Raw genomic sequence first — 23,123 nt, 5'->3', positions numbered from 1 at the left:
TCAGGAGACATTCCCATGAGCTACGTCGATGGATTCGTAGTGCCGGTTCCCGAAGGGAATCTCGACGCCTACCTGGACATGGCCCGGCGGGCCGGAGAAATCTGGCGCGAACACGGCGCCCTGGAGTACGTGGAGTGCGTGGCCGATGACGTCCCGCCGGGAGAGCACACCTCCTTTCCCCTGAGCGTCAAGCTTGAACCGGGAGAGACGGTGATCTTCTCCTGGATCCTCTACGCCTCGCGTGAGGAGCGCGATCGCATCAATGCCAAGGTGATGGAGGACCCGCGCATGGCCGATATGATGGATCCGTCGAACCATCCGTTCGATGGCAAGCGCATGATCTGGGGCGGGTTCCGTGAGGCGCTGAGGATGCCTTAGGAGCCTAGAGCAACCAGGCGACAGCCAGCCCCACTACCGCGGAAGCCAATGTCGGGCCGGCAATGCAGCGGGCCAGGTGAGCATTGCCGGCGCTGACGGACAGCACCACCTTGAACAGGTTGTTGACCGAGGCCGCCAACACGATGCCCTTCACGGCGGTGGAGAGTTCGATGGTGCTCGCGGCCATGCGGCTCAGCGACAGGGCAACGGCATGCACGTCCGCCATGCCGGAAACGGCGGCCAACAGGTAAACGCCGGCATCGCCGAGCCAGGCGCGCAGCCACTCACCCAGCACCATGACCGCCGTCAACAGGGCCCCGAGCAGAAGCGCGGCACGCAGCTCCAGCGGGTTCTGGGTCATCGGCCGGTCGGCCTTGAGGTTGCGGCGATGGCGGCGCCATAGCCACAGCGCCGGCAGGAAGAGGGTCACGCCCATGGCAGCGACCGGCGCCAACAGGCGCGGCAGCAGCGCGGGGCCGAGCAGGGCGGCATAGAGCAAGAGACGCGGCAGCATGGTGCCGCAAGCCAGCAGGATGCCCGCAGCGAGCATCGGGGCGAGCTGCGGCTCGCGGCGTGCCTGGCGGGCGTACTGCAGGGTCAGGGCGGTGGAGGAGGTGAGCCCCGCGAACAGCCCGGTGAACAGGATACCCTTCTCGGTGCCGCCGAGGCGCACGGCGAAGTAGCCGACGAACGAGATCGAGGCAATCAGCACCACCAGCCACCAGATCTCGTAGGGGTTGAGCACGCCGCCGGGGCCCATGTCTTCGTTGGGCAGCAGCGGCAGCATCACCACGCTGATCAACAGCAGCTTGAGGCCGGCATCGAGTTCGTTGGCCTGCAGCTTGTTGAGCAGGCCGTGGATTTCGCGCTTGTTGTCGAGGATCAGCGCCGTGACCACCGCGCAGGCCGTGGCCAGCCCAATGTCCACCGCTACCGCCAGGGCGCCGAAGCAGAAGGTCAGCAGCAGCCCGACCAGTCCGGTGATGCTGTAGTCGCGGCTTTGATCCATGCGCGCCCGGTAGCCGACCAGGGCGATCATCGCCACGGCCAGGAAGATCAGCGGAAAGGCCCAGCGCGTCAGCACTTCCGAGAGCAGGGCCGCCACGCCCCCGAACAGTCCCACCAGGGCGTGGGTGCGCACCCCGGCCACCCGCTCGCCCCACTCCCGCTCGCGAGCGACCCAGCCGCGTTCGATGCCGATCAGCGCGCCCAGCAGCAGCGCCACGGCAAGTTCTATGAGCACGGTATTGTCGGCCAGAAAGTCGCTGGCAAGGTCGTCCATTGCCTTCCTTCCTTGGATAATCTCTCTCCAGCGTGGAACGTCGCGCTGCCGCCTTCAACCACCAAGATGGGCAGGCCAGCCCTTCACCTCAGCGAGGCGCTTGCCAGCGGGCAGATTCTTGCCGGATACTGTATTTATTTACAGGTTTGCTGGAGGCCCCATGTCGCTTGTCCCCCTCTTCGCGCTGCGCATCGTCGGTAGAGCCGCGACATCGCCCATGCCGCAGTATCTACCCTTGTTGGGCTGCCGGGTACGCGCCGGTTTCCCCAGCCCCGCCGACGATCACCTGGATGGCGATCTCAATCTGCATGAGTATGTCGTGCGACGTCCGGCATCCACCTATTTCGTGCGTGCCGAGGGAGACTCGATGCAGGGCGATGGCATCCACGACCGCGACCTGCTGGTGGTGGACCGCAGCCTGGAGCCGTTGCCGGGACGGGTAATCGTGATCGCGGTGGATGGTGAACTCACCGTCAAGCGGTTGGCGCACCAGCGTGGGAGAACCATGCTGCTGGCCAGCAATCCGCGTTTTGCGCCGATTCCGTTGGAAGGGCGCGAATGTCATGTCTGGGGCGTGGTGACCCATGTGATCCATGCGCTTCCGGGAGCGCCGGCATGATCGCCCTGGTCGACGGCGACAGCTTCTACGTCAGCTGCGAGCGAGCCTTCGACCCGCATCTGGAAGGGCTGCCGGTTGGCGTGCTCTCCAACAACGACGGCTGCGTGGTGGCACGCTCACGGGAACTCAAGGCGTTGGGTGTGGCCATGGGGGCGCCACTGCACCAGCTACCCCCGGCCATTCGCCGCCAGGCCGTGCTGCTTTCCAGCAACTACGCCCTCTACGGCGATGTCTCGCGCCGGGTGAACCAGGTGCTTGCCGAGTTCTCCCCGGCGGTGGAGCTTTACTCCATCGACGAGAGTTTCGTGCACTTTTCCGGCTTCGAGCCCGGGGCGCTGGAAGCCCATTGCCGGCGACTGCGCGAGACGGTGCGGCGCTGGACCGGTATTCCGGCCGGCGTGGGTCTGGCCCCCACCCGGGTACTGGCCAAGCTGGCCAACCGCTTGACCAAGCGCGAACCGGCCTACGAGGGGGTCTGCCTGCTCGAGGCCGACAGCGACATGACCCGCCAGGTACTGGAGCAACTACCGGTCGTTGGCCTGTGGGGCGTGGCCCGACGTACGGCCGAGCGACTGGAGCTGATGGGCATCGAGACGGCCTGGCAATTGCGGCAGGCCGATCCCAAGTGGATTCGCGATGCGTTCTCGGTCGTGCTCGAGCGCATCGTCTGGGAGCTGCGCGGCCGTCCAGCCATCGAACTCGAGGATCTGTCCGTACCGCGCCAGCGCATTCTCGTGTCGCGCTCCTTCGGCAAGCTGAGCAGCGAGCTTGCCGACCTGAAGGCCGCCACGCGGCAGCATGCCGCCCGGGCGGCTGAAAAGCTGCGCCGACAGGGCGGCATGGCCCGTGCGGTACTCGTCTTCGTGCGCACCAACCCGCACCGCCCAGGGGATGCCCAGTACGCCAACAGCCATGTCGTGGCGTTGCCGGAGCCCTGCAGCGACACGCCGAGCATCCTCGCCGTTACGCGCCAGGCGCTGGCGGCGATCTTCCTCGAAGGGCATCGCTACCAGAAATGCGGCGTAATGCTGCTGGACCTGGTGGATGCCGGGCGCTGCCAACTGTCGCTGCTGGATGAGCCCGCCGACGAGCGGCGGCGCGATCGCAGCCACCGGCTGATGGCGACCCTCGATCACCTCAACCGGGAGATGGGGCGCGACACCGTGCGCTTCGGCCTGCCGCACAAGGACAACGCCTGGGCACTGCGTTGCCAGCATCGTACCCAGCGCTACACCACCTGCTGGAAGGAGCTGGTGAAGGTCAAGACGGAATGATGGCAGGCCGCATAACGATTGTCGGTAATGACGTGGCAGTGAGGCACCCCGGGTGCCATGCTGATATTGACTGCCTGCATGCAGGAGATGCTCATGCCACTGCCCATACGCTGGCGCTATCTGCTGTCGCTGCTGTGCGGTGCCGTGCTGTTGGCGGAGCCGTTGGCTGCGGGCGCGCGTGAACTCGCCGCCGAAGTCGACGAGATGGTCGAGGTGGAAGTCGCCACGGTGGGGCTGGCCGGCTTCGGTGGTCCGCCGGTGGTGCTATTGCGCGAGCCGGGTGCGCGCGAGGTGATCCCGATCTTCATCGGCGTCAGCGAGGCGGGGGCCATCCTGCGTGGGCTGGCCGGTGAGCGTTCTCCCCGTCCCATGACTCACGACCTGCTGGGCGATGTGCTCGGCGGCATCGACGCCACTCTGGAGCGGGTCTACGTCGATGCGATCGTCGATCACACCTTTCTCGGCATGCTGGAACTGCGCCTGCCGGGGCGTGACGAGACGCTGCTCATCGACAGCCGACCTAGCGATGCCATCGCCTTGGCCCTCTTTGCCGGGGCAAGCATTCACGTGGCCCCCAAGGTGCTCGAGGCGGCTCGGAACATCGAGTACGAAGGATTGGATGAACAGGTGGTCGTGGCGCTGGGCATAAGCGTCACGCCAGTCACCGACGATTTGCGCGAGGCGCTGGGCCTGCCCGACCGCCCCGGGGTGCTGGTCAGCGACGTGCGCGGTCCGGCGGCAGAGGCCGGACTACGCCCCGGCGCCTTGCTGCTCGAGGTCAACGGCGAAGTACCCGACACACCGCTGCGCTACCTCGAGCTGGTACGCGACACCGCCGTGGACGAAGACGCCCGGCTGCGTTATTGGCAGGAAGGCGAGGAGAACGAACTGGAAGTCACCACCGATGTTCCCCCGCCGCAGCCCGTGCCGCGGCTGCGGCATGACGTGCCGGGCGTTCGTACCTGAGATGCTGGACCAGTCAAAGCCGTGATAGCTGCGGCCGGCTCCATGGCCGGCCGCCGGTCCTCAGAAGGTTTCCCATTCCTCCTCGCTAACGTGCGCCTTGCGCGGCTTGGGGTCCGTGGCGGGGCGGGGAAGCGCCCGCTGGGGAGCTGCGGTATGCCGCGGCATTGCCGCCTGAGCTGGAGTTTCCTCACCGAGAATGAAGGTGTTGACCAGGTCGCTGAGATGCTGCGAATGATGGCGCATTTCACCGGCCACGGTGGAGGATTGCTGCACCATGGCGGCGTTCTGCTGGGTCATGGTGTCCATCTCGGCCACGGCGGTATTGACCTGGCCAATGCCTGCATTCTGTTCCCGCGCCCCGGCGCTGATCTCGGCGATCACGTCGCTGACCCGAGCCACGCTGGCGACGAGTTCTCGCATGGTCTCGCCGGCCTGTTTGACGATGCTGCTGCCCTCTCGGGTATGGGCCGCGGAGGCGTCGATCAGTTGGCGGATCTCGCGTGCGGCATCGCTGCTGCGGCTGGCCAGGGTACGAACTTCCTGAGCCACGACCGAGAAGCCGCGACCGTGTTCACCGGCACGAGCCGCTTCCACCGAGGCGTTGAGCGCCAGGATATTGGTCTGGAACGCGATACTGTCGATCAGCTTGATGATTTCCGCGATGCGACCCGACGAGGTATCGATATCGGCCATGGTGCGCTCGACGCGCTGCATGGCGGTTTCACCCTCGCGCGCCACCTGGGTCGTGGCCACCACCAACTGGTTGGCCTGCTCGGCGGACTCGGCGCTATGGTTCACCGTGGCAGTGATCTCCTCCATCGAGGCGGAGGTCTCCTGCAGGTTGGCGGCCGCCTGTTCGGTGCGGGTGGCCAGCTCGTCGCTGCTCTGGGCAATCTCTTCGGCGGCCTGATTCACACTCGCGGTGCTGCGCCGCACGTCACGCAGGGTGTCCTGCATACGCGAGACGAAGGCGTTGAACTGGTTCGCCAGCTCGCCGATCTCGTCGCGGCTCTCCACCTTCAGCCGACGGGTCAGGTCGCCTTCGCCCTTGGCGATGTCGCGCATGGCCGCGGCGGTGCGGCGGATCGGTGCCACGGTACGGCGCACCAGCCAGGTCGACACGAAGGCGACAACGACGAACAGTCCCAGCCCAAGCAATGCGGAGGTCAGGATGGACTGGCGCAGTTCGGCAGTCGCCTGAGCCTTGGCGTTGGCCATGGCGGCATCGATGTCGGTGGTGTAGACCCCGGCGCCGAGCATCCAGTCGAACTCGGGCACGTTGACGGCATAGGAGTACTTGGTTTCGATGCTGCGGGTGCCGGGATACTCCCACGGATAGGAGTAGTAGCCGCCGCCTTGGCGGGCCACGTCGATCAGGTCGCGGATGATGTAGGCGCCATCGGGCGCCTGCACGCCGATCATGTTGGTGCCTTCGCGCTCGGGCATCGGCGCGGTGACCACGTTGAGCCCGTCGTGTTGATAGGCGAAGACGTAGTTGCCGCCCTCGAATCGGATGGCACGCAGGATCTCGGCGGCACGCTCGCGCTTCTCGGCGTCGCTGAGGTCGGAGGCTTCCAGGATGGGCTGGATGGCTGAGTGAGCGCTCTCGACCACGTCGCGAACCCCGGTCCTGCGCGTGTCGATGAGTAGTTCCCGCTGATGCTCCAAATTGACTCGGCTGTCCTGGGCGCGGGTATAGCCATCGATGACCACCAGGCTGAGTGTGGTCAGCAGCAGGGGCAACAGGACCAGGAGCAGGAGGCGAACCTGAAGGCTCAGTGCGAATGGGGTCTTGGGAGCCGATGCTTGCATTGCGAAACCTCGAAGCTAGTAATGTACTGATACGATCGTAAGTACTTACTAACTTCGGCCGGTCTCAACAATTCTTTAGGTCTTCCTGACTCCCCGTGGCTACGACATTAGTCAGTGAGTGGTCTCAGGGAGTATCGCGCAGGCGGGTCAGGCCCTCCTGGGCGGAGGAGGCAACCAGTCGACCGTTGCGATCATAGATGCTGCCCCGGGCGAAGCCGCGGGCGCCGCCGCTCCAGGGGCTGTCCATATCGTAGAGCAGCCAGTCGTTGACCTTGACGTCGTGATGGAACCACAGCGCGTGGTCGAGGCTGGCGATCTGCAGCTTGGGGTCGCGGAAGGTAATACCATGGGGCACCAGGGCCGTGGTCAGCAGGTTGAAGTCGGAGCTGTAGGCCAGCAGGTAGCGGTGCAGGGCGGGATCGTCGGGCAGTTCACCGGTGAGGCGGAACCACAGCCGCTTGCGCGAAGGTTGGCCTGGCTCGGCTTCGTCACCCAGGTGCAGGAACTCGATGGGATGGCCGGGAAAGCGCTCCAGGCGAGCGTTCGGATCCTGGTCCAGCGCTTCGGGGAGGGTGACCCCGGGCATGGCTATCTGGTGGGTCATGCCCTCTTCGCGGCCATGGAAGGAGGCACTGCAGAAGAAGATGGGACGCCCCTTCTGGATGGCGGTGACGCGCCGAGTGGTGAAGCTGCCGCCATCGCGCACGGCGTCGACCTGATAGACTACCGGGCGATGCGGGTCGCCGGGGCGCAGGAAATAGCCGTGCAGCGAATGCGCCTGGCGGCTGGTATCCACCGTGTGAGAGGCGGCCGAGAGTGCCTGGCCGAGTACCTGGCCACCGAACAGCTGTGGCAAGCCAAGATCCTGGCTACGGCCGCGGAACAGGTTCTCTTCGATCTCTTCCAGGCCGAGCAGGTCGACGAGCGCATTCAGGGCATCGGTCATGGGGCTTCCTCTGGGCGTATCATACGGTTGTTTCAGGCAAACAGCATAACGGAGTCCGCGCCGATGCGCAGTGACGAATTCTACATGCACCGGGCGCTGGACCAGGCCCGCGAGGGGCTGGCCGCCGGCGAGGTGCCGGTGGGGGCGGTGGTGGTGGATGCCGCCGGCGAGATCGTCGGTGCCGGCTACAATGCCCCCATTTCGGGCCACGACCCCAGCGCCCACGCCGAGATTCGCGCGCTGCGTGCTGCCGCCAGGCACCTGGGCAATTATCGCCTCGACGGCTGCACCCTCTACGTCACCCTGGAGCCTTGCCTGATGTGTACCGGAGCGATCATCCATGCCCGTATCGCCCGGTTGGTCTATGGCGCTGCCGAACCGCGTACCGGCATGGTGGAGTCGAAGGCCAACCTGTTCGCCCAGCCCTGGCACAACCATCGGGTTGCGGTGGAGGGAGGGGTGCTCGCCGCACGTGCGGCGAAGATGCTCAAGGCCTTCTTCGAAATCCGGCGTGACAGCGGGGCAGCCTCGTCAGACGCTTTCGGTGATGGTTAATGGCGGGGCGACCCTGACCCGATTGCGCCCCTCGGCCTTGGCGCGGTAGAGCGCATCGTCGGCAGCCTGCATGAGGATGGCGACGTCAAGCGGGCCGTCGACCAGGGTGACGACGCCGATACTGGCCGTCAGGATCTTGCCATCGTGATGTCGTAGCTCGGCGTCCTGCAGCCCCTGGCGCAGTGCTTCAGCCACCTCCCGTGCCTGCACGGGGTCGGCCAACGGCAGGCAGGCAACGAACTCTTCCCCACCATAGCGGGCGAACAACCCACCGTACGGTTCGACAATTTCACGTCCTATTCGGCCCAACTGATCCAGGTAGCGGTCGCCGATCAGGTGGCCCTGATGGTCGTTGATATGCTTGAAGTGATCGACATCGCAGATCAATACGCTCAATGGCCGTTGCGTGGCGTTGGCGTCGAGTGTCTCCATGAACAGGCGGCGGTTGGGCAACTGGGTCAATTCATCGTGCCGGGCCAGCCACTCGACCTCTTCCTGCAACCGACTGCGAGTACGAATCTCGCGGCGCAGTTCGGTATTGGTGACGTGCACCCGGCGATGCTGATGCGCCAGGCGGGTATAGCCGTGCAGTACCAGGTAGAGCAGATAGGCCAGGGTCAGGCCGGTGACGAGGCTGACGATAGGATGCCGAGGCAACTGCTGCAGCAGCCGGGAGTGACTGGGCTGGATATCCAGGCCCAGTGGTACGCCGCCCACGTCGAGCTGCACCTCGTGCTGCCAGGGGCCGAGGCGGATGTCGGGGACCTGGCTGGCCAGGACCTGTTCGCCCTGGGTGAGCAGCAGGCTGGTGTGCTGCCGGTCGACTTCGCTGAACAGCGTTTCCGCCAGCATCGGCAGGCTGATGACCATGGCCACGGCGCCCAGGGTTTGCCGCTCATTCAGCGGAATCGGCAGGTAGTGGATGATGCCGGGAACGCCCTGCAGCAGCATGATGACGTCCGTGTGCCCGATGCGCTGCTCGAAGAGCGCTCGACTGACCGCTTCGCGCCCGGCAGGCTGGGCATCGAACAGTCGCGCACCCAAGGCCCGCTGATTGATGTCGTTGAACGGGTAAATCTGCGTGATGCGGCTGTCGGGGTCGACGAAGGCGATATTGAGCAGGTAGCGAAAATCACGATGGTAGAGCGCCGCCTGTCCGGTCCATTCGGCCTGGCGGGGCGGGGTGTCGAATAGGGTCCAGACGTTGGCGAAGCGCTCCACGGCGGCCAGGTGGTCGTGGATCTCTCGCGTCAGGCGCTCGCCGAGCTGCCGGGCTTCCGTCTCGACGGTGGCCTGTAGCTCTCTCTCGGTGACGGCCTTCTGGTGGTGCCACAGCAGCAATGCGGCCATGACCAGGACCAGTGACGGTGCCAGGGCGCGTCTGAGGGCGGCAGCGTGAGCCCGCCAGCCCGGCAGGGCGGCAAGCCCCAGGCCGACCAACAGCGTTGCCATGGCCAGGGTGGACCACGGCCCTGCTGCTGTCCGCAGTAGTTGAGTATCGAGATCCGCTCTGCCGAGCAGCCCCTGTACGCCCAGCAGTAACGCGGCCATCAGCAGCAGGAGCGGACCGCCCAGTGCGGATCGGCTTCGCGTGGCTACCAGCGCGGCAAGCAGAATCAGGCTCAGGGTCGTCAGCAGCGCCGGACGCCAGGCTTCCAGCGTCAGCCCGCTGGCCAGGCCTCGGCTCAAGGCGTCCCAGCGCGACAGCGGTATCCAGTACTCCGGCAGCACGTAGCTCGCCAGCGTCAGGGCCAGCGGCAGGAGGGTCAGCCCGACCAGTATCTTCGCTGGCGCATGCCAGCCTCGCAGCAGCAGCATCTTGGCCAGAACGAGCATTCCCGTCAGCCCGAGCGCGACGAATTCAGGCAACGGGCGCCCTTCATCCACGAGCAGGACACCTATGACGAGGGGGACGATGGCCAGGCAGGTAAAGAAGGTGGCATGGCGATACATGGTCACGCTCTTCTAGAGAAGGGGAGAGATGATGTCGAACAGCGGAGCGCCATCATCCTCGCCGTTCGGCAGATCGTTTAATTGCAGGTACTGCTGCTGGCTGCGGTCGACGTAGGTCAGGATCTCATGGTAGCGCCTGATGTTGCGTACATAGATGACCGGCTCTCCGCCACGGGCGTAGCCATGGCGAGTCTTGCTGTGCCATTCATGTTGCTGCAGCAGCGGCAGCGCCTCGCGTACGTCCCGCCAGTTGTCGGGATTGCCGCCAAGTTCTTCGGCTATCGTGCGCGCATCATACAGATGGCCGAGCCCCACGTTATAGGCGGCCATGGCCATGTAGAGACGGTCGTCGCCCTGGATCGACTCGGGCAGGCGGTCCATGATCTGGCGCAGGTAGCGCGCGCCGCCGTCCACGCTCTGGGCCGGGTCGAGACGGTCGTTCACGCCCATTTCGCTGGCGGTGGGCTGGGTCAGCATCATCAATCCGCGCACGCCGGTGGGCGAGGTGGCCTCGGGGTCCCAGTGCGACTCCTGATAGCCCAGCGCCGCCAGCAACTTCCAGTCGAAGCCGGTGTTGCGCGCCGCTTCGCGAAACAGTTCGGCATAGGTGTCCAGCCGCTCGTTGAGGTGGCCGATGAAGACCCGGGCGCCGACGTACTCCAGGTAGTCGTCATGACCGAAGTGGCGGGCGACGAGCTCGTCGAGCTGCCCTTCCCGCTGCAGGCCGCTGAGGAAACGGTTGGCCTCCTGCTGAAGCCCCAAACCACCCTTGGCCGGAAAGGCCCAGGCCATAGAGAGTGGCTTGCCCAGCGAAAAGCCGCGCTCGACGCCGGGAAAGAACAGTCGATTGATGCGGAACTGATGCTCGAACACCACGGCAGCATCCAGGCTGCCGTTCTCTACCCGATTGAGCAGCTCGGCGACCTCCAGGTCCGATGACTCACGCCAGCCCAACTGCGGATGTTCGGCCTGCAGTTCGCGCAGTACGCGGTCGGTGCCCGAACCTCGTATGGTGCCGATGGTGAGGCCGCCGAGGTCTTCAGTTGTCCTGACCGGTGGCAGGCCGCGGCGATAGACCAGCAGCGGTTGCAGTTCGAGGATCGGGCGGCTATAGATGAGGTCTGGCTGGGTCAGGTCCAGCGGCAGGGTGGCAGCGGCCAGGTCGCCTTCCTGGCGCACGGCGTCCAACGCGCTCTGGATGTGATGCCGGGCATCCAGGGTCAGGCTGACGCCGAGGAACTCGGCGAAGTGGCGCATCAGCTCGTACTCGAACCCTGTCGGACCGTGGCGTCCCTCGTAGTAGGTGGTCGGTGTGTTGCGTGTATGGATGCTGATGAAATCGCGCTCTTGAACCGCCTCAAGCAGGCCGCTTGGGGGCTTGAAATGGCGGTAGGGCGCCAGGCACAACGCGACACCCAGCAGCAACAGGGCGGCCAGGCGCAGGCGGCTCAGCAGGACACGACTATCAAGTTCGGGCATTCCGGCGACGATCGGCGAAGAGAGCTTCACGATAACGGCACGCGGCATGGCTGTCATCTGCTGCATTTCGTCTGCCCGTCGCTTTCCAGTATCATGTCGCCTTTCTGCGCCGCCGTGCGGCCCTCTTCCTCCGCTTGCTTCAGAGGCTTCAATACATGCTCGAACTTCGAGGCGCGCCTGCCCTTTCCGCTTTCCGTCACGACAAGCTGCTGGCTGCCCTGCGCGCACGGGTTCCCGAGGTCGAGTCCCTGCACGCCGCCTACGTGCATTTCGTGGATCACGACGGTGAATTCTCCGATGAGGAACGCCACCTTTTCAGCCAGCTGCTCGATTACGGTATCAAGAGTGAGAGCGACGCCGCACAGAGCGCGATGGATAGCGAAGGTCAGCTGTTTCTGGTTGTGCCACGCATCGGTACCCAGTCGCCGTGGTCGTCCAAGGCCACCGACATCGCCCGCAACTGCGGCCTGGGCAAGGTGCGCCGGATCGAGCGCGGGATCGCCTACCGAGTGGCGCTCAAGGCGCCGATGTCCGAAGCGGCCTTCACGGCGATTCGCGAGACCCTGCATGATCGCATGACGGAAAATGTGCTGACCGATGCCTCCGATGCCGCCCGGCTGTTCGCCCATCATGAGCCGGCACCGCTGGGGCAGGTGGATATTCTCGAAGGCGGTCGGGCGGCACTGGAGGAGGCCAACCTCGCCCTGGGGCTGGCGCTGGCCGATGATGAGATCGACTACCTGGTCGCTGCCTTCCGCGATCTGGAGCGCAATCCCACCGACGTCGAGTTGATGATGTTCGCCCAGGCCAACTCCGAGCACTGCCGGCATAAGATCTTCAACGCCGACTGGGTGATCGACGGCGAAGCGCAGACCCATTCGCTGTTCAAGATGATCAAGAACACCTACCAGGCCTCGCCCGACGATATTCTTTCCGCCTACAGCGACAACGCCGCGGTGATCAAGGGGGCCACGGCGCCGCGCTTCTTCGCCGCGCCGCTGACCGGCAAGGCCGCCGAGCGCGCCGTGTACGGTTCACGGCGCGAGCCGATTCACATCCTGATGAAGGTGGAGACCCACAACCATCCCACGGCGATCGCCCCCTATCCGGGGGCGGCCACCGGCGCGGGTGGTGAGATTCGCGACGAAGGGGCCACCGGCATCGGCGGCAAACCCAAGGCCGGCCTCACCGGCTTTACCGTTTCCAACCTGCGTATTCCGGAGTTCGTACAGCCTTGGGAGGCGTTCGACTACGGCAAGCCCGAGCGCATGCAGTCGGCGCTTGCGATCATGCTCGAGGGTCCCATCGGTGGTGCGTCGTTCAACAACGAGTTCGGTCGTCCCAATCTCGCCGGCTACTTCCGCACCTACGAGCAGGACATTCTGGGGGCCGGCGGCATCGAGCGGCGTGGCTACCACAAGCCGATCATGATCGCTGGCGGCTACGGCAACATTCGTGAAGGCCACGTGCAGAAAGGTGAGATTCCCGTCGGCGGCAAGCTGATCGTGATGGGCGGGCCGGCCATGCTGATCGGCCTGGGTGGCGGGGCGGCCTCGTCGATGGCCTCCGGCACATCCAGTGCCGACCTCGACTTCGCCTCGGTGCAGCGCGAGAACCCCGAGATGGAACGACGTGCCCAGGAGGTGATCGACCGTTGCTGGGCACTGGGCGAGGCCAACCCCATCCGCTTCTTCCATGATGTGGGCGCCGGTGGGCTGTCCAATGCCTTGCCGGAGCTGGTCAAGGACGGCGAACGCGGCGGTCGCTTCGAGCTGCGTGCGGTGCCCAACGCCGAGCCGGGCATGAGCCCGCTGGAGATCTGGTGCAACGAGGCCCAGGAGCGCTACGTGTTGGCGGTTGCTCCAGAGGATCTCGACACCTTCGATGCGCTGTGTGCCCGCGAGCGCTGCCCCTACGCGGTGGTCGGCGAGGCCACCGAGGCGCATCACCTGGAAGTGCATGACGGCCACTTCAACACCAGGCCCGTCGATCTGCCGATGAGCGTACTGTTCGGCAAGCCGCCGAAGATGCAGCGTGAATTCCAGCGCGAGAGCCTGGAATTGCCCGGCGTGATGCTCGACAACCTCGACCTGCGTGAGGCGATGGAGCGCGTGCTGCGCCTGCCCACGGTGGCCTCGAAGAGCTTCCTGATCACCATCGGCGATCGCTCGATTACCGGCATGGTGGCTCGCGACCAGATGGTCGGCCCCTGGCAGGTGCCGGTGGCCGACGTCGCCGTGACGACCGCGAGCTTCGATACCCATGCCGGCGAGGCCATGGCCATGGGCGAACGTCCGCCGGTGGCGTTGATCGACCCGGCCGCCAGCGCCCGCCTGGCGGTGGCCGAGACTATCACCAACCTGGCTGCCGCGCCCATCGAGAAGCTTGGCGACATCAAGCTCTCCGCCAACTGGATGAGCGCCGCCGATCACGTCGGCGAGAACCAGGCGCTGTTCGATGCCGTCCACGCGGTAGGCATGGAACTCTGCCCGGCGCTGGGCATTGCGATTCCGGTAGGCAAGGACTCCATGTCCATGCGCACCGCCTGGCAGGCGGACGACGGCGACGAAGCCGGGGAGAAGAGCATTACCGCGCCGCTCACGCTAGTGGTCACCGGCTTCGCCCCGGTCACCGATGCGCTGAAGACCCTGACGCCGCAGATCAACCTCGACCAGGACGAGAGCGACCTGATCCTGATCGACCTGGGTGGCGGCAGGAACCGCCTGGGCGGCTCGGCCTTGGCGCAGGTCTACGGCCAGCTCGGCAACGAGTGCCCCGATCTCGACGATCCGGAGGATCTCAAGGCGTTCTTCGCCGTGATCCAGGGGCTCAACCGTGACGGCAAGCTGCTGGCCTACCACGACCGCAGCGACGGCGGCCTGCTGGTGACCCTGCTGGAGATGGCCTTCGCCGCCCGTGCCGGCCTCGAGATCAAGCTCGACTGGCTGATCGACGAACCCACCCAGGCGGTAGATGCGCTGTTTGCCGAGGAGCTCGGCGCGGTGATCCAGATCAACCGGAAGCATACCGAAGAGGTGCTGGCCCAGTTCGCCGCGGCGGGCATCGAGACATGCGGCGTCATCGCTCGGCCGCGCTACGACGATCAGGTGCGTGTGACTCTGTTCGAGGAGCCACTGCTGGAGACCACCCGGCTGCTGACCCAGCGCACCTGGGCCGAGGCCAGCTATCGCATGCAGGCGCTGCGCGACAATCCGGAGTGCGCCAAGAGCGAGTTCGATGGCCTGCTCGATGGCCGCGACCCGGGCCTCTCGGCCAGCCCTACCTTCGACGTCGACGAGGACGTTGCCGCTCCGTTCGTCAACACGGCGCGCCCGGCGGTGGCGATCCTGCGCGAGCAGGGCGTCAACGGTCATGTGGAAATGGCCTGGGCCTTCGATCACGCCGGCTTCGAATTGGTGGACGTGCACATGAGCGACATCCTCGAGGGGCGTGTCGTACTCGATGAATTCAAGGGGCTGGTGGCCTGCGGCGGCTTCTCCTACGGCGACGTGCTCGGCGCTGGCGGCGGCTGGGCCAAGTCGGTCCTGTTCAACCCGCGTGCACGGGAGCAGTTCGCCACCTTTTTCGAGCGCGACGACAGCTTCGGTCTCGGCGTGTGCAATGGCTGCCAGATGTTCGCCCAGCTCAAGGAGCTGATCCCAGGTGCCGAGAACTGGCCGCGCTTCGTGCGCAACGAATCCGAACAGTTCGAGGCGCGGGTGGCCATGGTCCAGGTGGAGCAAAGCCCCTCGATCCTGCTTTCTGGCATGGAAGGCTCGCGGTTGCCGATCGCCGTGGCTCATGGAGAGGGCCGCGCCGAGTTTCGCGACAGCGCCCACCTGCGCAGCATGCAGGGAAGCGCCCAGATTGCCTTGCGCTACGTCGACAACTACGGCCAGGTTACGACCCACTACCCGGCCAACCCCAACGGCTCGCCTTCCGGCATCACTGGCCTGACTACGCCGGATGGGCGTGTCACCATCATGATGCCTCACCCGGAGCGGGTGGTGCGTGCAGTGAGCAACTCCTGGCGTCCTGCGGAATGGACCCAGGACGGCGCCTGGATGCGGCTGTTCCGCAACGCCCGCGTGTGGCTTGGCTGATTCCCGGTCGGCATGAAATGAAAGAGGCGGCCTGCGGGCCGCCTCTTCGTTGCTGCTGTATGGGCTCATCCCTGCCGTTTCATGGCGGGTTGCGCTGCCTGGGGGCATCGTTCAGGCGCGCTGCTCCATTTGCGTCTGTTCATTGCGAGAGGAGAGAAAGTCACTGCGAGAGGAGAGAAAGCCTTCCAGCACGATATGCTCCGCCCGCTTCTGCTTGATCACTGCCGTCAAAGCGGGATAGAGCGCCGGGACGGTGCTGGCTTCGCGCAGGTGCTCGTGGAAGTGCAGCGAGTACCCGGCGTCGGCCACTGCCTGGGTCAGGACCTCATAGGCCACTGCCTGGGTGCTGACGAAGAAAGGAGGCGTTGAGGCAGCGTTTGGTTGTGCCTGGGTGGTGGAGACTTCCGGAAGCCCTAACTGGCGTGAGAGGCGGCGCAGCTCCTCGACGCGCATTTCGCATTGTATTCCGAGTGACGCCATCAGGCGGCTCACGGCGGTATCGAAAGGCAGGAAACTGAAGGCAAGTCGTCGGTAGCGTGTCACCTCGGCGCGTTCGTGCGCCTCGGCGAGTGTCAACAGCTCATCCAGCACCAGGGCCAGCCTGGTTATCCTTGTTGCTTTTTCTGGCATGGCGGTGTCCTCATGTCGAAGGCCGAGCATCAATCGCTCCCCCGCATCGTATGCGGCTTCGATGATGTTCAGAGAATGCCCTCGGTTTGCATGACCTTCATCAAGTTTCGCGACGTTTAGGTCCGAACAACCAGTGATTCCATCCACGGGTATGACGAAAGCCACGCTACTACCCCATCGCCCTTGTTGGCTTCGTCAGACACAGCGCTGAATCTTCACTATAGACGAACTACGAAAAAATCCATCGAAGCAAAATGAAACGAAGGTTTGACAACTGTCGTCGCCGCGCCAGACTGCCTTGATGAATGACATGAGGCAGCCAGGCATGACACAGCAAGTTTTTCATGAGCGGGTGACACTTACGTTTCAAAACCATGTGGCCGAGGTCTCCCTGGCGAGGCCTCGCGAGCACAACGGCCTCGACTGGGCGATGATGGATGCCCTGCTGGCATCGCAGCAGAGCCTGTGCGAACTCGACGGTTTACGCGCCGTGGTACTCAAGGGGGAGGGGGAGAGCTTCTGCGCTGGCCTCGACATGACTGCGATCATGTCCTGCCCCGAGCGTTTGCCCTCGTTGCTGGCTGCCGACGGGCAGGGTCTCAATCCGGTACAGCGTCTGGCGCTGGGCTGGCGCGAGGCAGGCGTGCCGGTAATTGCCGCCCTGCATGGGCATGTCTATGGCGGCGGGCTGCAGGTCGCCCTGGGCGCCGACATTCGCGTGGTGCATCCCGAGGCTAGGCTGGCGCTGCTGGAGATCGTCTGGGGCATCATCCCTGACATGGGCATCAGTGTGACCGGTGCGGGCATTCGCAGCGACGTGCTGCGCGAACTGGCCTGGACGGGGCGCAAGGTGAACGGCAGCGAAGCGGTCATGCTGGGCCTGGCCACACGCCTGGCCGACGACCCGCAGAGCACCGCTCGCGACATCGCCACGGCGGTTGCGGCCCGTTCGCCCAAGGCCGTGGCCGCAGCCCGTGAACTTTTCTCCCGGGCCCCCGGCATGTCCGAGCGCGAGAGCCTGGCGCTGGAAGCGAGCCTGCAGCGGGGCCTGCTAGGCGGCGAGGAGCAACTGGAGGCCGTGGCGGCCCGGATGGCCGGGCGCGAGCCGCGTTACACCGGCTCACGTTGACCTGACGGAGAGCCCGATGGCGGTTAATATGGCGGGCCTCGACCGTCAGTCTGACTCGCCAATGCGTTCTGTCTCCGTAGCTGCCATGTCTCCTGTTCGTTACCCTACGCTGCGCCCCTATCAGCAGGAGGCGGTGCGCCGCGTGGTGACGCACTTTCGTGGCAGCGACGAGCCGGCGGTGGTGGTGCTGCCCACCGGTAGCGGCAAGTCGCTGGTGATCGCGGAGTTGGCACGACTCGCCCGTGGGCGAGTGCTGGTGCTCGCCCACGTACGCGAACTGGTGGAACAGAACCATGCCAAGTACCTGGCCTACGGCCTCGAGGCGGATATCTTCAGTGCCGGGCTGGGGCGCAAGGAGAGCGTGCGGCAGGTGGTGTTCGGCTCGGTGCAGTCGGTGGTACGCAACCTGGAGCGCTTCGACCCCGCATCTCAGGGGCAGGCCAATTTCACTCTGCTGGTGATCGACGAATGCCATCGGGTCTCGTCGGACAAGGATGCCAGCTACCGTCGCGTGATCGAGCGCCTGCGCCACGCCAATCCGCGGCTCAAGGTGCTGGGACTGACCGCCACGCCCTACCGCCTGGGGCAGGGCTTCATCTATCACCGTCACCATCATGGCATGGTGCGCGGCGACGACGACTGCTTCTTTCGCGACTGCGTGTTCGAGCAGCCGCTGCGGCTGATGGTCAGGCAGGGCTACCTGGCCGAGCCACGGCGCGTGGATGCTGCCGTGGAGCGCTACGACTTCGCCTCGCTTCGTCCGGCTGCCAGCGGACTGTTTCGCGAGGAGGAGCTCAACCGGGTAGTGGCGGGCAGCCGCGCCACGCCGGGCATCGTCGCCGAGATCGTCGAACGCGCCGCCGAGCGCCGGGGCGTGATGCTGTTCGCCGCTACCGTGGCCCACGCCGAGGAGATCCTCGGCTACTTGTCGCCTGAAGAGTCGGCACTGATCACCGGCGAGACGCCATCACGCGAGCGCGAGCGGATCATCGCGGCCTTCAAGGCACAAGAACTCAAGTACCTGGTCAACGTGGCGGTGCTGACCACCGGCTTCGACGCGCCCCACGTCGACCTGATTGCGATCCTGCGGCCCACCGAGTCGGTGAGCCTCTATCAGCAGATCGTCGGCCGCGGCCTGCGCCTTGCGCCGGGCAAGGCCGACTGCCTGATCCTGGATTACGCCGGCAACCCCTGGGACCTCTACGCGCCGGAAGTGGGCAGCCCGCGGCCGGCCTCGGGCACCGAGCCGGTGCAGGTCGAATGCCCCGCCTGCGGCCATGCCAACCTGTTCTGGGGCCGGCGCGACGGCGAACTGGTCATCGAACACTTCGGCAGGCGCTGCCAAGGTCTCATCACCGATCCTGGCCCTTCCAGCGGAGAGGGGAATGGCCAGCGAGGCGCGGCTTCGGGCGCCTATAAAGAGCGCGGCGCGGCGGTGGGCGCCTGTAAACAGTATCAGTGTGAATTTCGCTTTCGCTTCAAGACCTGCGGTGAGTGCGGCGCCGAGAATGATATCGCCGCGCGGCGTTGCCACGGCTGCGAGATCCTGCTGGTCGACGCCGACGACAAGCTCAAGGAGGCGCTGCGCCTCAAGGACGCTCGAGTGCTCCGCGTGGCCGGCATGCAGCTCGAAGCTACCGTCAATGGCCGCGGGCTGCCGCGGCTCAAGGTCACCTACCATGACGAGGATGGGGCCAGCCTGAGCGAGTGGTTCGCGCTGGAGACGCCGGCTCAGCGTGCCGCCTTCGGTGCCGTATTCCTGCGCGACCACCTGCGTGCCCCGGGCGTGAGATGGCAGCCGATGACGCCAGAGGAGGTGATCGCCGAGCGACGACGCCTTCGCCATCCGGACTTCGTGGTGGGGCGCCGGGTAGGCCGCCACTGGCAGGTGCGCGAGAAACTGTTCGACTACACCGGGCGCTATCGCAAGGCGGAGACGGCGGAGTAGGGGGTCAGGTCGAGCTGTCGACCTGCTTGGCATCGCCTTCCTGCGTGGCTGTGGTTTGGGGCTCATCGGAACCAGCCATCCCGGTATCGCTGCCGTCGGATGAGGAAGAGCGCGTCTGTCTATTGTCGGCAAGCTCGCTGAAAGCACCCTGGAGGAGTTCGTTCTCGGGATCCATGTCGATATTGCCGTGGAAAGTGCTGCCGTCCTCGAGCATCAGGCATGGCGTCACGATCGTTCCCCTGACGGTGGCGCCCTTGTGGATCGTGGCGCGATGCGATGCCACGAGATTGCCCTCGACCTCTCCCGAGACATGCAAGGTGTGCGCGTAGACGTCACCGACGATGCGACCGCTGCTCCCCAGGGTGACGGTATTCTGCTTGCAGGTGATCGTTCCCTCGACGTGCCCTTCCACGGTCAGGTCCTCGCCGGCATCGATGTCCCCCTGTACGCGAGTGTGGCCGCCGATCACCGAAACGCTGGATCGCGTCGAGGGCGTTTCCTGCCGAAGCGGGGAAGTCTGGCTGCTATCGGCCGCGACGACGCTGGCCGCCATTGCTTCCGGTTGACGGTGCTTTGCCTTGTGGAACATGCAAGCCTCCAAGATCGACGTTAGCCAAGCAGCCTAGCTCGCTTACGCCGATCTCAAAGCGCAGAGCTATGCGGGATCAAGTGGCCTTTTCTCGACACCGCGGGTGACGCGGGGCGCCTATAAGAGGGGATATGAGAGCATGGAGCGGGAATGTGGGGATTCAAACATGGCTTATCTTGCTCGGCGTGGCTGCCATGACGCTTATCGTCTGGGACGGAGGGCGACGCAAGAGAAGGCGCCTCGCCGTGGGCGTGGTGCAGAATGCGGCGCCGATGGTGCGTGCTGATCAGGTGCGCCCACTTCCGACCGCATCGACGGGGGAGCCGGTGGCCAGTGCCGAGGGACGGCCCATCGTTCATGTGCCGCATGACACCGAAGGGAGTCGTATCGGTATGGCGACGCGAGTGTCGGGCAGGCTCACCGCCAACGAGCCGGTCACGGTCAAGGGCTGCATCGAGGGGGCCGTCATCGCCCGGGACCATCACGTCATGGTGACGATGAGCGGGAGGGTGTCGTCGTATCTGGAAGGACGCGAGGTCAGCGTCGATGGGGAGGTGGCGGGAAGGTTGAAGGCAGGGGACAAGATTACGCTACGATCGCGGGCTCGTGTGTGGGGTATCATGGAGGCCGAGCGGCTGGAGTGCCATGCCGGCGCGCATATTCAGGGGGAGGTCGCCCCGATGACGGCTGGTTGAGCCGGACTTACCCTGACCCCCGCGCTCTTGGTAGACTGCGTGATCGATCTTCAGACGAGCCCAGCCGGGAGGCCAGCCCCGCGTGAGCGAGACGCCCGATACGGCTGTTCCCGATCAGCCGGCCACCAGCGACGCCGAGACCCAATCGGCGGTGCTGGCGCGGCTGTTCGACGAGCCGATCACCCAGTTGCCCGAGGATCTCTACATCCCGCCGGAGGCACTGCGGATCTTTCTCGAGGCGTTCGAGGGGCCGCTCGATCTGCTGCTCTACCTGATCCGCCGTCAGAACCTCGATATCCTGGCCATCGACGTCGCTGCCATCACTCGTCAGTACATCGAGTACGTCGAGCTGATGAAGGCGATGGAGATCGAGCTGGCCGGCGAGTACCTGCTGATGGCGGCGATGCTGGCCGAGATCAAGTCGCGGACCCTGTTGCCACGCCCGCCCAAGGAAGGGGGCGACGACGAGGAGGAGGATCCGCGGGCCGAACTGATCCGCCGCCTGCAGGAGTACGAGCAGCTCAAAAGCGCGGCCGAGGCCTTGGCCGAGCTGCCGCGGGTGGGGCGCGACTGGTTCCCGGCACGGGCGGCGTTACCGCCGTTGCAGGCGCGGGTGATCCATCCCGACGTGGAACTCGACGAGCTGCTCGGCGCGTTGGCCGGCATCCTGCGCCGGGCCGAACTCAACCAGGCCCATCAGGTAGGGCGCGAGGTGCTTTCGACCCGCGAGCGTATGCTGGCGATCATGGAGCGCCTCAACCATGAGCACTACACGCCTTTCGAGGCGCTGTTCACCCTGGAAGAGGGGCGCGCCGGTGTCATCGTCACTTTCATGGCCATCCTTGAACTTGCCAAGGAGGCGATGATCGAGATCGTGCAGAACGCGCCGCTGTCGCCGATCCACGTGCGCGCCCGTGCACCGCGAGAGGAGTCGGGAGAGGAAGCCTTCGAAGACGAGGGCGCCGACGTCGAGAGTCCCTTTGCCGAGGAGGGGAGCATGTCCGGGAAGGGTGATACTGCATGACCGCCATGGAGCTGCCCGACAGCCTCGATGATATCCTCGAGGCGGCGCTGCTGGCGGCGGCCGAGCCGCTGTCGCTGGAGCGCCTCGAAGGGCTGTTCGACGACCACGAGCGGCCGCAGCGGCGCAGTCTGCGCGAGGCACTGGAACGAGTGGCGGGGCGCCACGAGCGCGGCGCCATGGAGCTGATCGAGACCGCCTCGGGTTATCAGCTGCGTATTCGTCCGCGCCTTTCACCCTGGGTCTCGCGACTGTGGGACGAACGCCCACAGCGCTACTCACGGGCACTGCTGGAGACCCTGGCGCTTATCGCCTATCGCCAGCCGGTGACCCGCGGTGACATCGAAGAGGTGCGCGGTGTGGCGGTAAGCAGCTCGATCATGCGCACCCTGGCCGAACGTGGCTGGATTCGCGTGGTCGGGCACCGTGACGTGCCGGGCCGCCCGGCAGTCTATGCAACTACCCGCCAGTTCCTCGACGACTTCGGGCTCAAGACCCTGGACGAGCTGCCGCCCATGCACGAGCTCAAGGGCATGGCGGAGCCGGTATTCGAGGACGAGGCTCCGCCACCGCCCAGTGCGGTGCTGGCGCAGGCCGACGAGGATGCGCCGGGGGAAGAGGATGAGGTCGGGTACGAGGACGATGAGGGTGAGTTCGAAGCGGAGCTCGAAGTAGAGCAGGAACATGGGCATGCTGGACATGCCGAAGCGACGGCCGGGACGGCCGACGTACCACACGCCGGGAAGGCGTCCGACAGGCCAGGACTGAGTTTCGCCGATCTCGAAGCTCGCCTGGCCGAACGTGCCCGCACCAGCGTCGATGATGACGGCGGAGCGGGGGCGGAATCCACCGTAGACGAGAAGTCAGACGACACATGACGAGTAACACGGAAAAACTGCAGAAGGTACTGGCCCGCGCCGGGCTGGGCTCACGCCGCGAGATGGAAGCGGCCATCGAGGCCGGCCGCGTCAAGGTCAACGGCAAGGTCGCCACGCTTGGCGACCGCATCGAGATGCGCGACCGGGTCGCCTTCGACGACCGCCCCGTGACCCTGCGTGGCGCCGAGGAGACGCCGCGCCGAGTGATCATGTACAACAAGCCGGAAGGCGAGCTGTGCACGCGCAAGGACCCGGAGGGGCGGCGTACCGTGTTCGAGCGCCTGCCGCGCCTCAAGGGTGAACGCTGGATCGCCATCGGCCGCCTCGACATCAACACCAGCGGCCTGCTGCTCTTCACCACCGACGGCGAGCTGGCCAACCGCTTGATGCATCCCTCCACCCAGATCGAGCGCGAGTACGCCGTGCGGGTGATGGGCGAGGTGCGCAAGGAGCACATCGTGGCCATGGTCGAAGGCGTGATGCTCGAGGACGGCCCGGCGCGCTTCACTGACGTGCAGGAGTTCGGCGGCGAGGGCATCAACACCTGGTTCCACGTGGTGATCATGGAGGGCCGCAATCGCGAGGTGCGACGCCTGTGGGAGTCCCAGGGGCTCACGGTCAGTCGGCTCAAGCGGGTGCGCTACGGCAACATCTTCCTCGACAAGCGGGCCAAGGCGGGAGAGTGGGTGGAGCTTTCCCAGGACGAGATCGACGATCTGGCCCAGTCGGCCGACCTGGCGCCACGCAAGGTGCCCGAACTGACGCCGGACGAGAAGAACCGCTGGAGCCGTGACAAGAACAAGCGGCGCCCGGTGCAGGCGATGCGGAAGCCCAAGAGCCCGCGCAGTCGCTGAACCGATGGTGGC

At 65.6% G+C, this 23,123-nt stretch carries 19 protein-coding genes; 12 read left to right on the top strand and 7 right to left on the bottom strand.

Going from position 1 to position 23,123, the window contains the following annotated elements:
- The first annotated feature begins 15 nt into the window (after positions 1–15).
- Positions 16–378 carry a DUF1428 domain-containing protein gene (locus ACRWQA_RS16875; protein ID WP_263582767.1) on the top strand — a complete coding sequence of 121 codons (363 nt, stop codon included), beginning with the start codon at positions 16–18 and terminating at the stop codon, positions 376–378.
- A 4-nt stretch (positions 379–382) separates the two neighbouring features.
- Here ACRWQA_RS16875 and ACRWQA_RS16870 read toward each other — a convergent pair whose 3' ends face one another.
- Positions 383–1,660 carry an MgtC/SapB family protein gene (locus ACRWQA_RS16870; protein ID WP_263582768.1) on the bottom strand — a complete coding sequence of 426 codons (1,278 nt, stop codon included), beginning with the start codon at positions 1,658–1,660 and terminating at the stop codon, positions 383–385.
- A 160-nt stretch (positions 1,661–1,820) separates the two neighbouring features.
- Here ACRWQA_RS16870 and ACRWQA_RS16865 point away from each other — a divergent pair, with 160 nt between their 5' ends.
- The 3 genes from ACRWQA_RS16865 to ACRWQA_RS16855 all read left to right on the top strand — a co-directional run bounded on the left by ACRWQA_RS16865 (position 1,821) and on the right by ACRWQA_RS16855 (position 4,519).
- Positions 1,821–2,279 (top strand): LexA family protein, encoded by a 459-nt coding sequence (locus ACRWQA_RS16865; protein WP_263582769.1) that lies wholly within the window; start codon positions 1,821–1,823, stop codon positions 2,277–2,279.
- Positions 2,276–3,553: a Y-family DNA polymerase gene (locus tag ACRWQA_RS16860; protein ID WP_434229322.1), complete on the top strand. Its 1,278-nt coding sequence runs from the start codon at positions 2,276–2,278 to the stop codon at positions 3,551–3,553. Before ACRWQA_RS16865 ends, ACRWQA_RS16860 begins: the two co-directional genes overlap by 4 nt.
- Positions 3,554–3,646: 93 nt before the next feature.
- Entirely contained in the window at positions 3,647–4,519 is an 873-nt protein-coding gene (locus ACRWQA_RS16855; RefSeq protein ID WP_434229321.1) for a bifunctional nuclease family protein, read from the top strand.
- Positions 4,520–4,579: 60 nt separating this feature from the next.
- Here the strand turns inward: ACRWQA_RS16855 and ACRWQA_RS16850 are convergent, their stop codons facing one another.
- Both ACRWQA_RS16850 and ACRWQA_RS16845 read right to left on the bottom strand, forming a co-directional pair.
- Positions 4,580–6,331, bottom strand: coding sequence for a methyl-accepting chemotaxis protein (locus ACRWQA_RS16850; RefSeq protein WP_434229320.1), 1,752 nt, complete (start codon positions 6,329–6,331; stop codon positions 4,580–4,582).
- Between the two features lie 124 nt (positions 6,332–6,455).
- On the bottom strand, positions 6,456–7,277 hold the full coding sequence (locus ACRWQA_RS16845) for an acyl-CoA thioesterase (RefSeq protein WP_263582773.1): 822 nt from the start codon (positions 7,275–7,277) through the stop codon (positions 6,456–6,458).
- A gap of 63 nt (positions 7,278–7,340) precedes the next feature.
- Here ACRWQA_RS16845 and tadA point away from each other — a divergent pair, with 63 nt between their 5' ends.
- Complete coding sequence (gene tadA / locus ACRWQA_RS16840) at positions 7,341–7,832, top strand: tRNA adenosine(34) deaminase TadA (protein WP_434229319.1); 492 nt, start codon at positions 7,341–7,343, stop codon at positions 7,830–7,832.
- Here tadA and ACRWQA_RS16835 read toward each other — a convergent pair.
- Together ACRWQA_RS16835 and mltF are read right to left on the bottom strand one after the other, a co-directional pair.
- On the bottom strand, positions 7,809–9,785 hold the full coding sequence (locus ACRWQA_RS16835) for a sensor domain-containing diguanylate cyclase (RefSeq protein ID WP_434229318.1): 1,977 nt from the start codon (positions 9,783–9,785) through the stop codon (positions 7,809–7,811). The genes tadA and ACRWQA_RS16835 overlap by 24 nt on opposite strands.
- A 12-nt stretch (positions 9,786–9,797) precedes the next feature.
- Positions 9,798–11,264 carry a membrane-bound lytic murein transglycosylase MltF gene (gene mltF / locus ACRWQA_RS16830; protein ID WP_412031216.1) on the bottom strand — a complete coding sequence of 489 codons (1,467 nt, stop codon included), beginning with the start codon at positions 11,262–11,264 and terminating at the stop codon, positions 9,798–9,800.
- A 155-nt stretch (positions 11,265–11,419) separates the two neighbouring features.
- On the opposite strand from mltF, the gene purL reads away from it, so the two are divergent.
- Positions 11,420–15,367 (top strand): phosphoribosylformylglycinamidine synthase, encoded by a 3,948-nt coding sequence (purL, locus tag ACRWQA_RS16825; protein ID WP_434229317.1) that lies wholly within the window; start codon positions 11,420–11,422, stop codon positions 15,365–15,367.
- Between the two features lie 111 nt (positions 15,368–15,478).
- Here the strand turns inward: purL and ACRWQA_RS16820 are convergent, their stop codons facing one another.
- On the bottom strand, positions 15,479–16,162 hold the full coding sequence (locus tag ACRWQA_RS16820; protein WP_263582777.1) for a hypothetical protein: 684 nt from the start codon (positions 16,160–16,162) through the stop codon (positions 15,479–15,481).
- A 160-nt stretch (positions 16,163–16,322) separates the two neighbouring features.
- On the opposite strand from ACRWQA_RS16820, the gene ACRWQA_RS16815 reads away from it, so the two are divergent.
- The gene (locus ACRWQA_RS16815; protein WP_263582778.1) at positions 16,323–17,126 is read left to right on the top strand and encodes a crotonase/enoyl-CoA hydratase family protein; all 804 of its coding nucleotides are present in this window, start codon (positions 16,323–16,325) and stop codon (positions 17,124–17,126) included.
- An 85-nt stretch (positions 17,127–17,211) separates the two neighbouring features.
- On the top strand, positions 17,212–19,074 hold the full coding sequence (locus tag ACRWQA_RS16810; RefSeq protein WP_434229316.1) for a DEAD/DEAH box helicase family protein: 1,863 nt from the start codon (positions 17,212–17,214) through the stop codon (positions 19,072–19,074).
- 4 nt (positions 19,075–19,078) lie between these two features.
- Here the strand turns inward: ACRWQA_RS16810 and ACRWQA_RS16805 are convergent, their stop codons facing one another.
- On the bottom strand, positions 19,079–19,663 hold the full coding sequence (locus ACRWQA_RS16805) for a bactofilin family protein (RefSeq protein WP_434229315.1): 585 nt from the start codon (positions 19,661–19,663) through the stop codon (positions 19,079–19,081).
- A 194-nt stretch (positions 19,664–19,857) separates the two neighbouring features.
- On the opposite strand from ACRWQA_RS16805, the gene ACRWQA_RS16800 reads away from it, so the two are divergent.
- From ACRWQA_RS16800 to rluB, 4 genes are all read left to right on the top strand, one after another.
- Entirely contained in the window at positions 19,858–20,358 is a 501-nt protein-coding gene (locus ACRWQA_RS16800; protein WP_446326199.1) for a bactofilin family protein, read from the top strand.
- A gap of 82 nt (positions 20,359–20,440) precedes the next feature.
- Positions 20,441–21,382, top strand: a complete 942-nt coding sequence (locus tag ACRWQA_RS16795) for a segregation and condensation protein A (protein ID WP_434229313.1) — start codon at positions 20,441–20,443, stop codon at positions 21,380–21,382.
- On the top strand, positions 21,379–22,257 hold the full coding sequence (gene scpB, locus ACRWQA_RS16790; protein ID WP_263582783.1) for an SMC-Scp complex subunit ScpB: 879 nt from the start codon (positions 21,379–21,381) through the stop codon (positions 22,255–22,257). Before ACRWQA_RS16795 ends, scpB begins: the two co-directional genes overlap by 4 nt.
- Positions 22,254–23,111 (top strand): 23S rRNA pseudouridine(2605) synthase RluB, encoded by an 858-nt coding sequence (gene rluB, locus ACRWQA_RS16785; protein WP_263582784.1) that lies wholly within the window; start codon positions 22,254–22,256, stop codon positions 23,109–23,111. The genes scpB and rluB overlap by 4 nt, the downstream gene beginning before the upstream one ends.
- Positions 23,112–23,123: the final 12 nt, after the last annotated feature.

The sequence above is a fragment of the Billgrantia sp. C5P2 genome (assembly GCF_051062895.2).
This window is presented reverse-complemented; position numbering and strand designations above follow the sequence as displayed.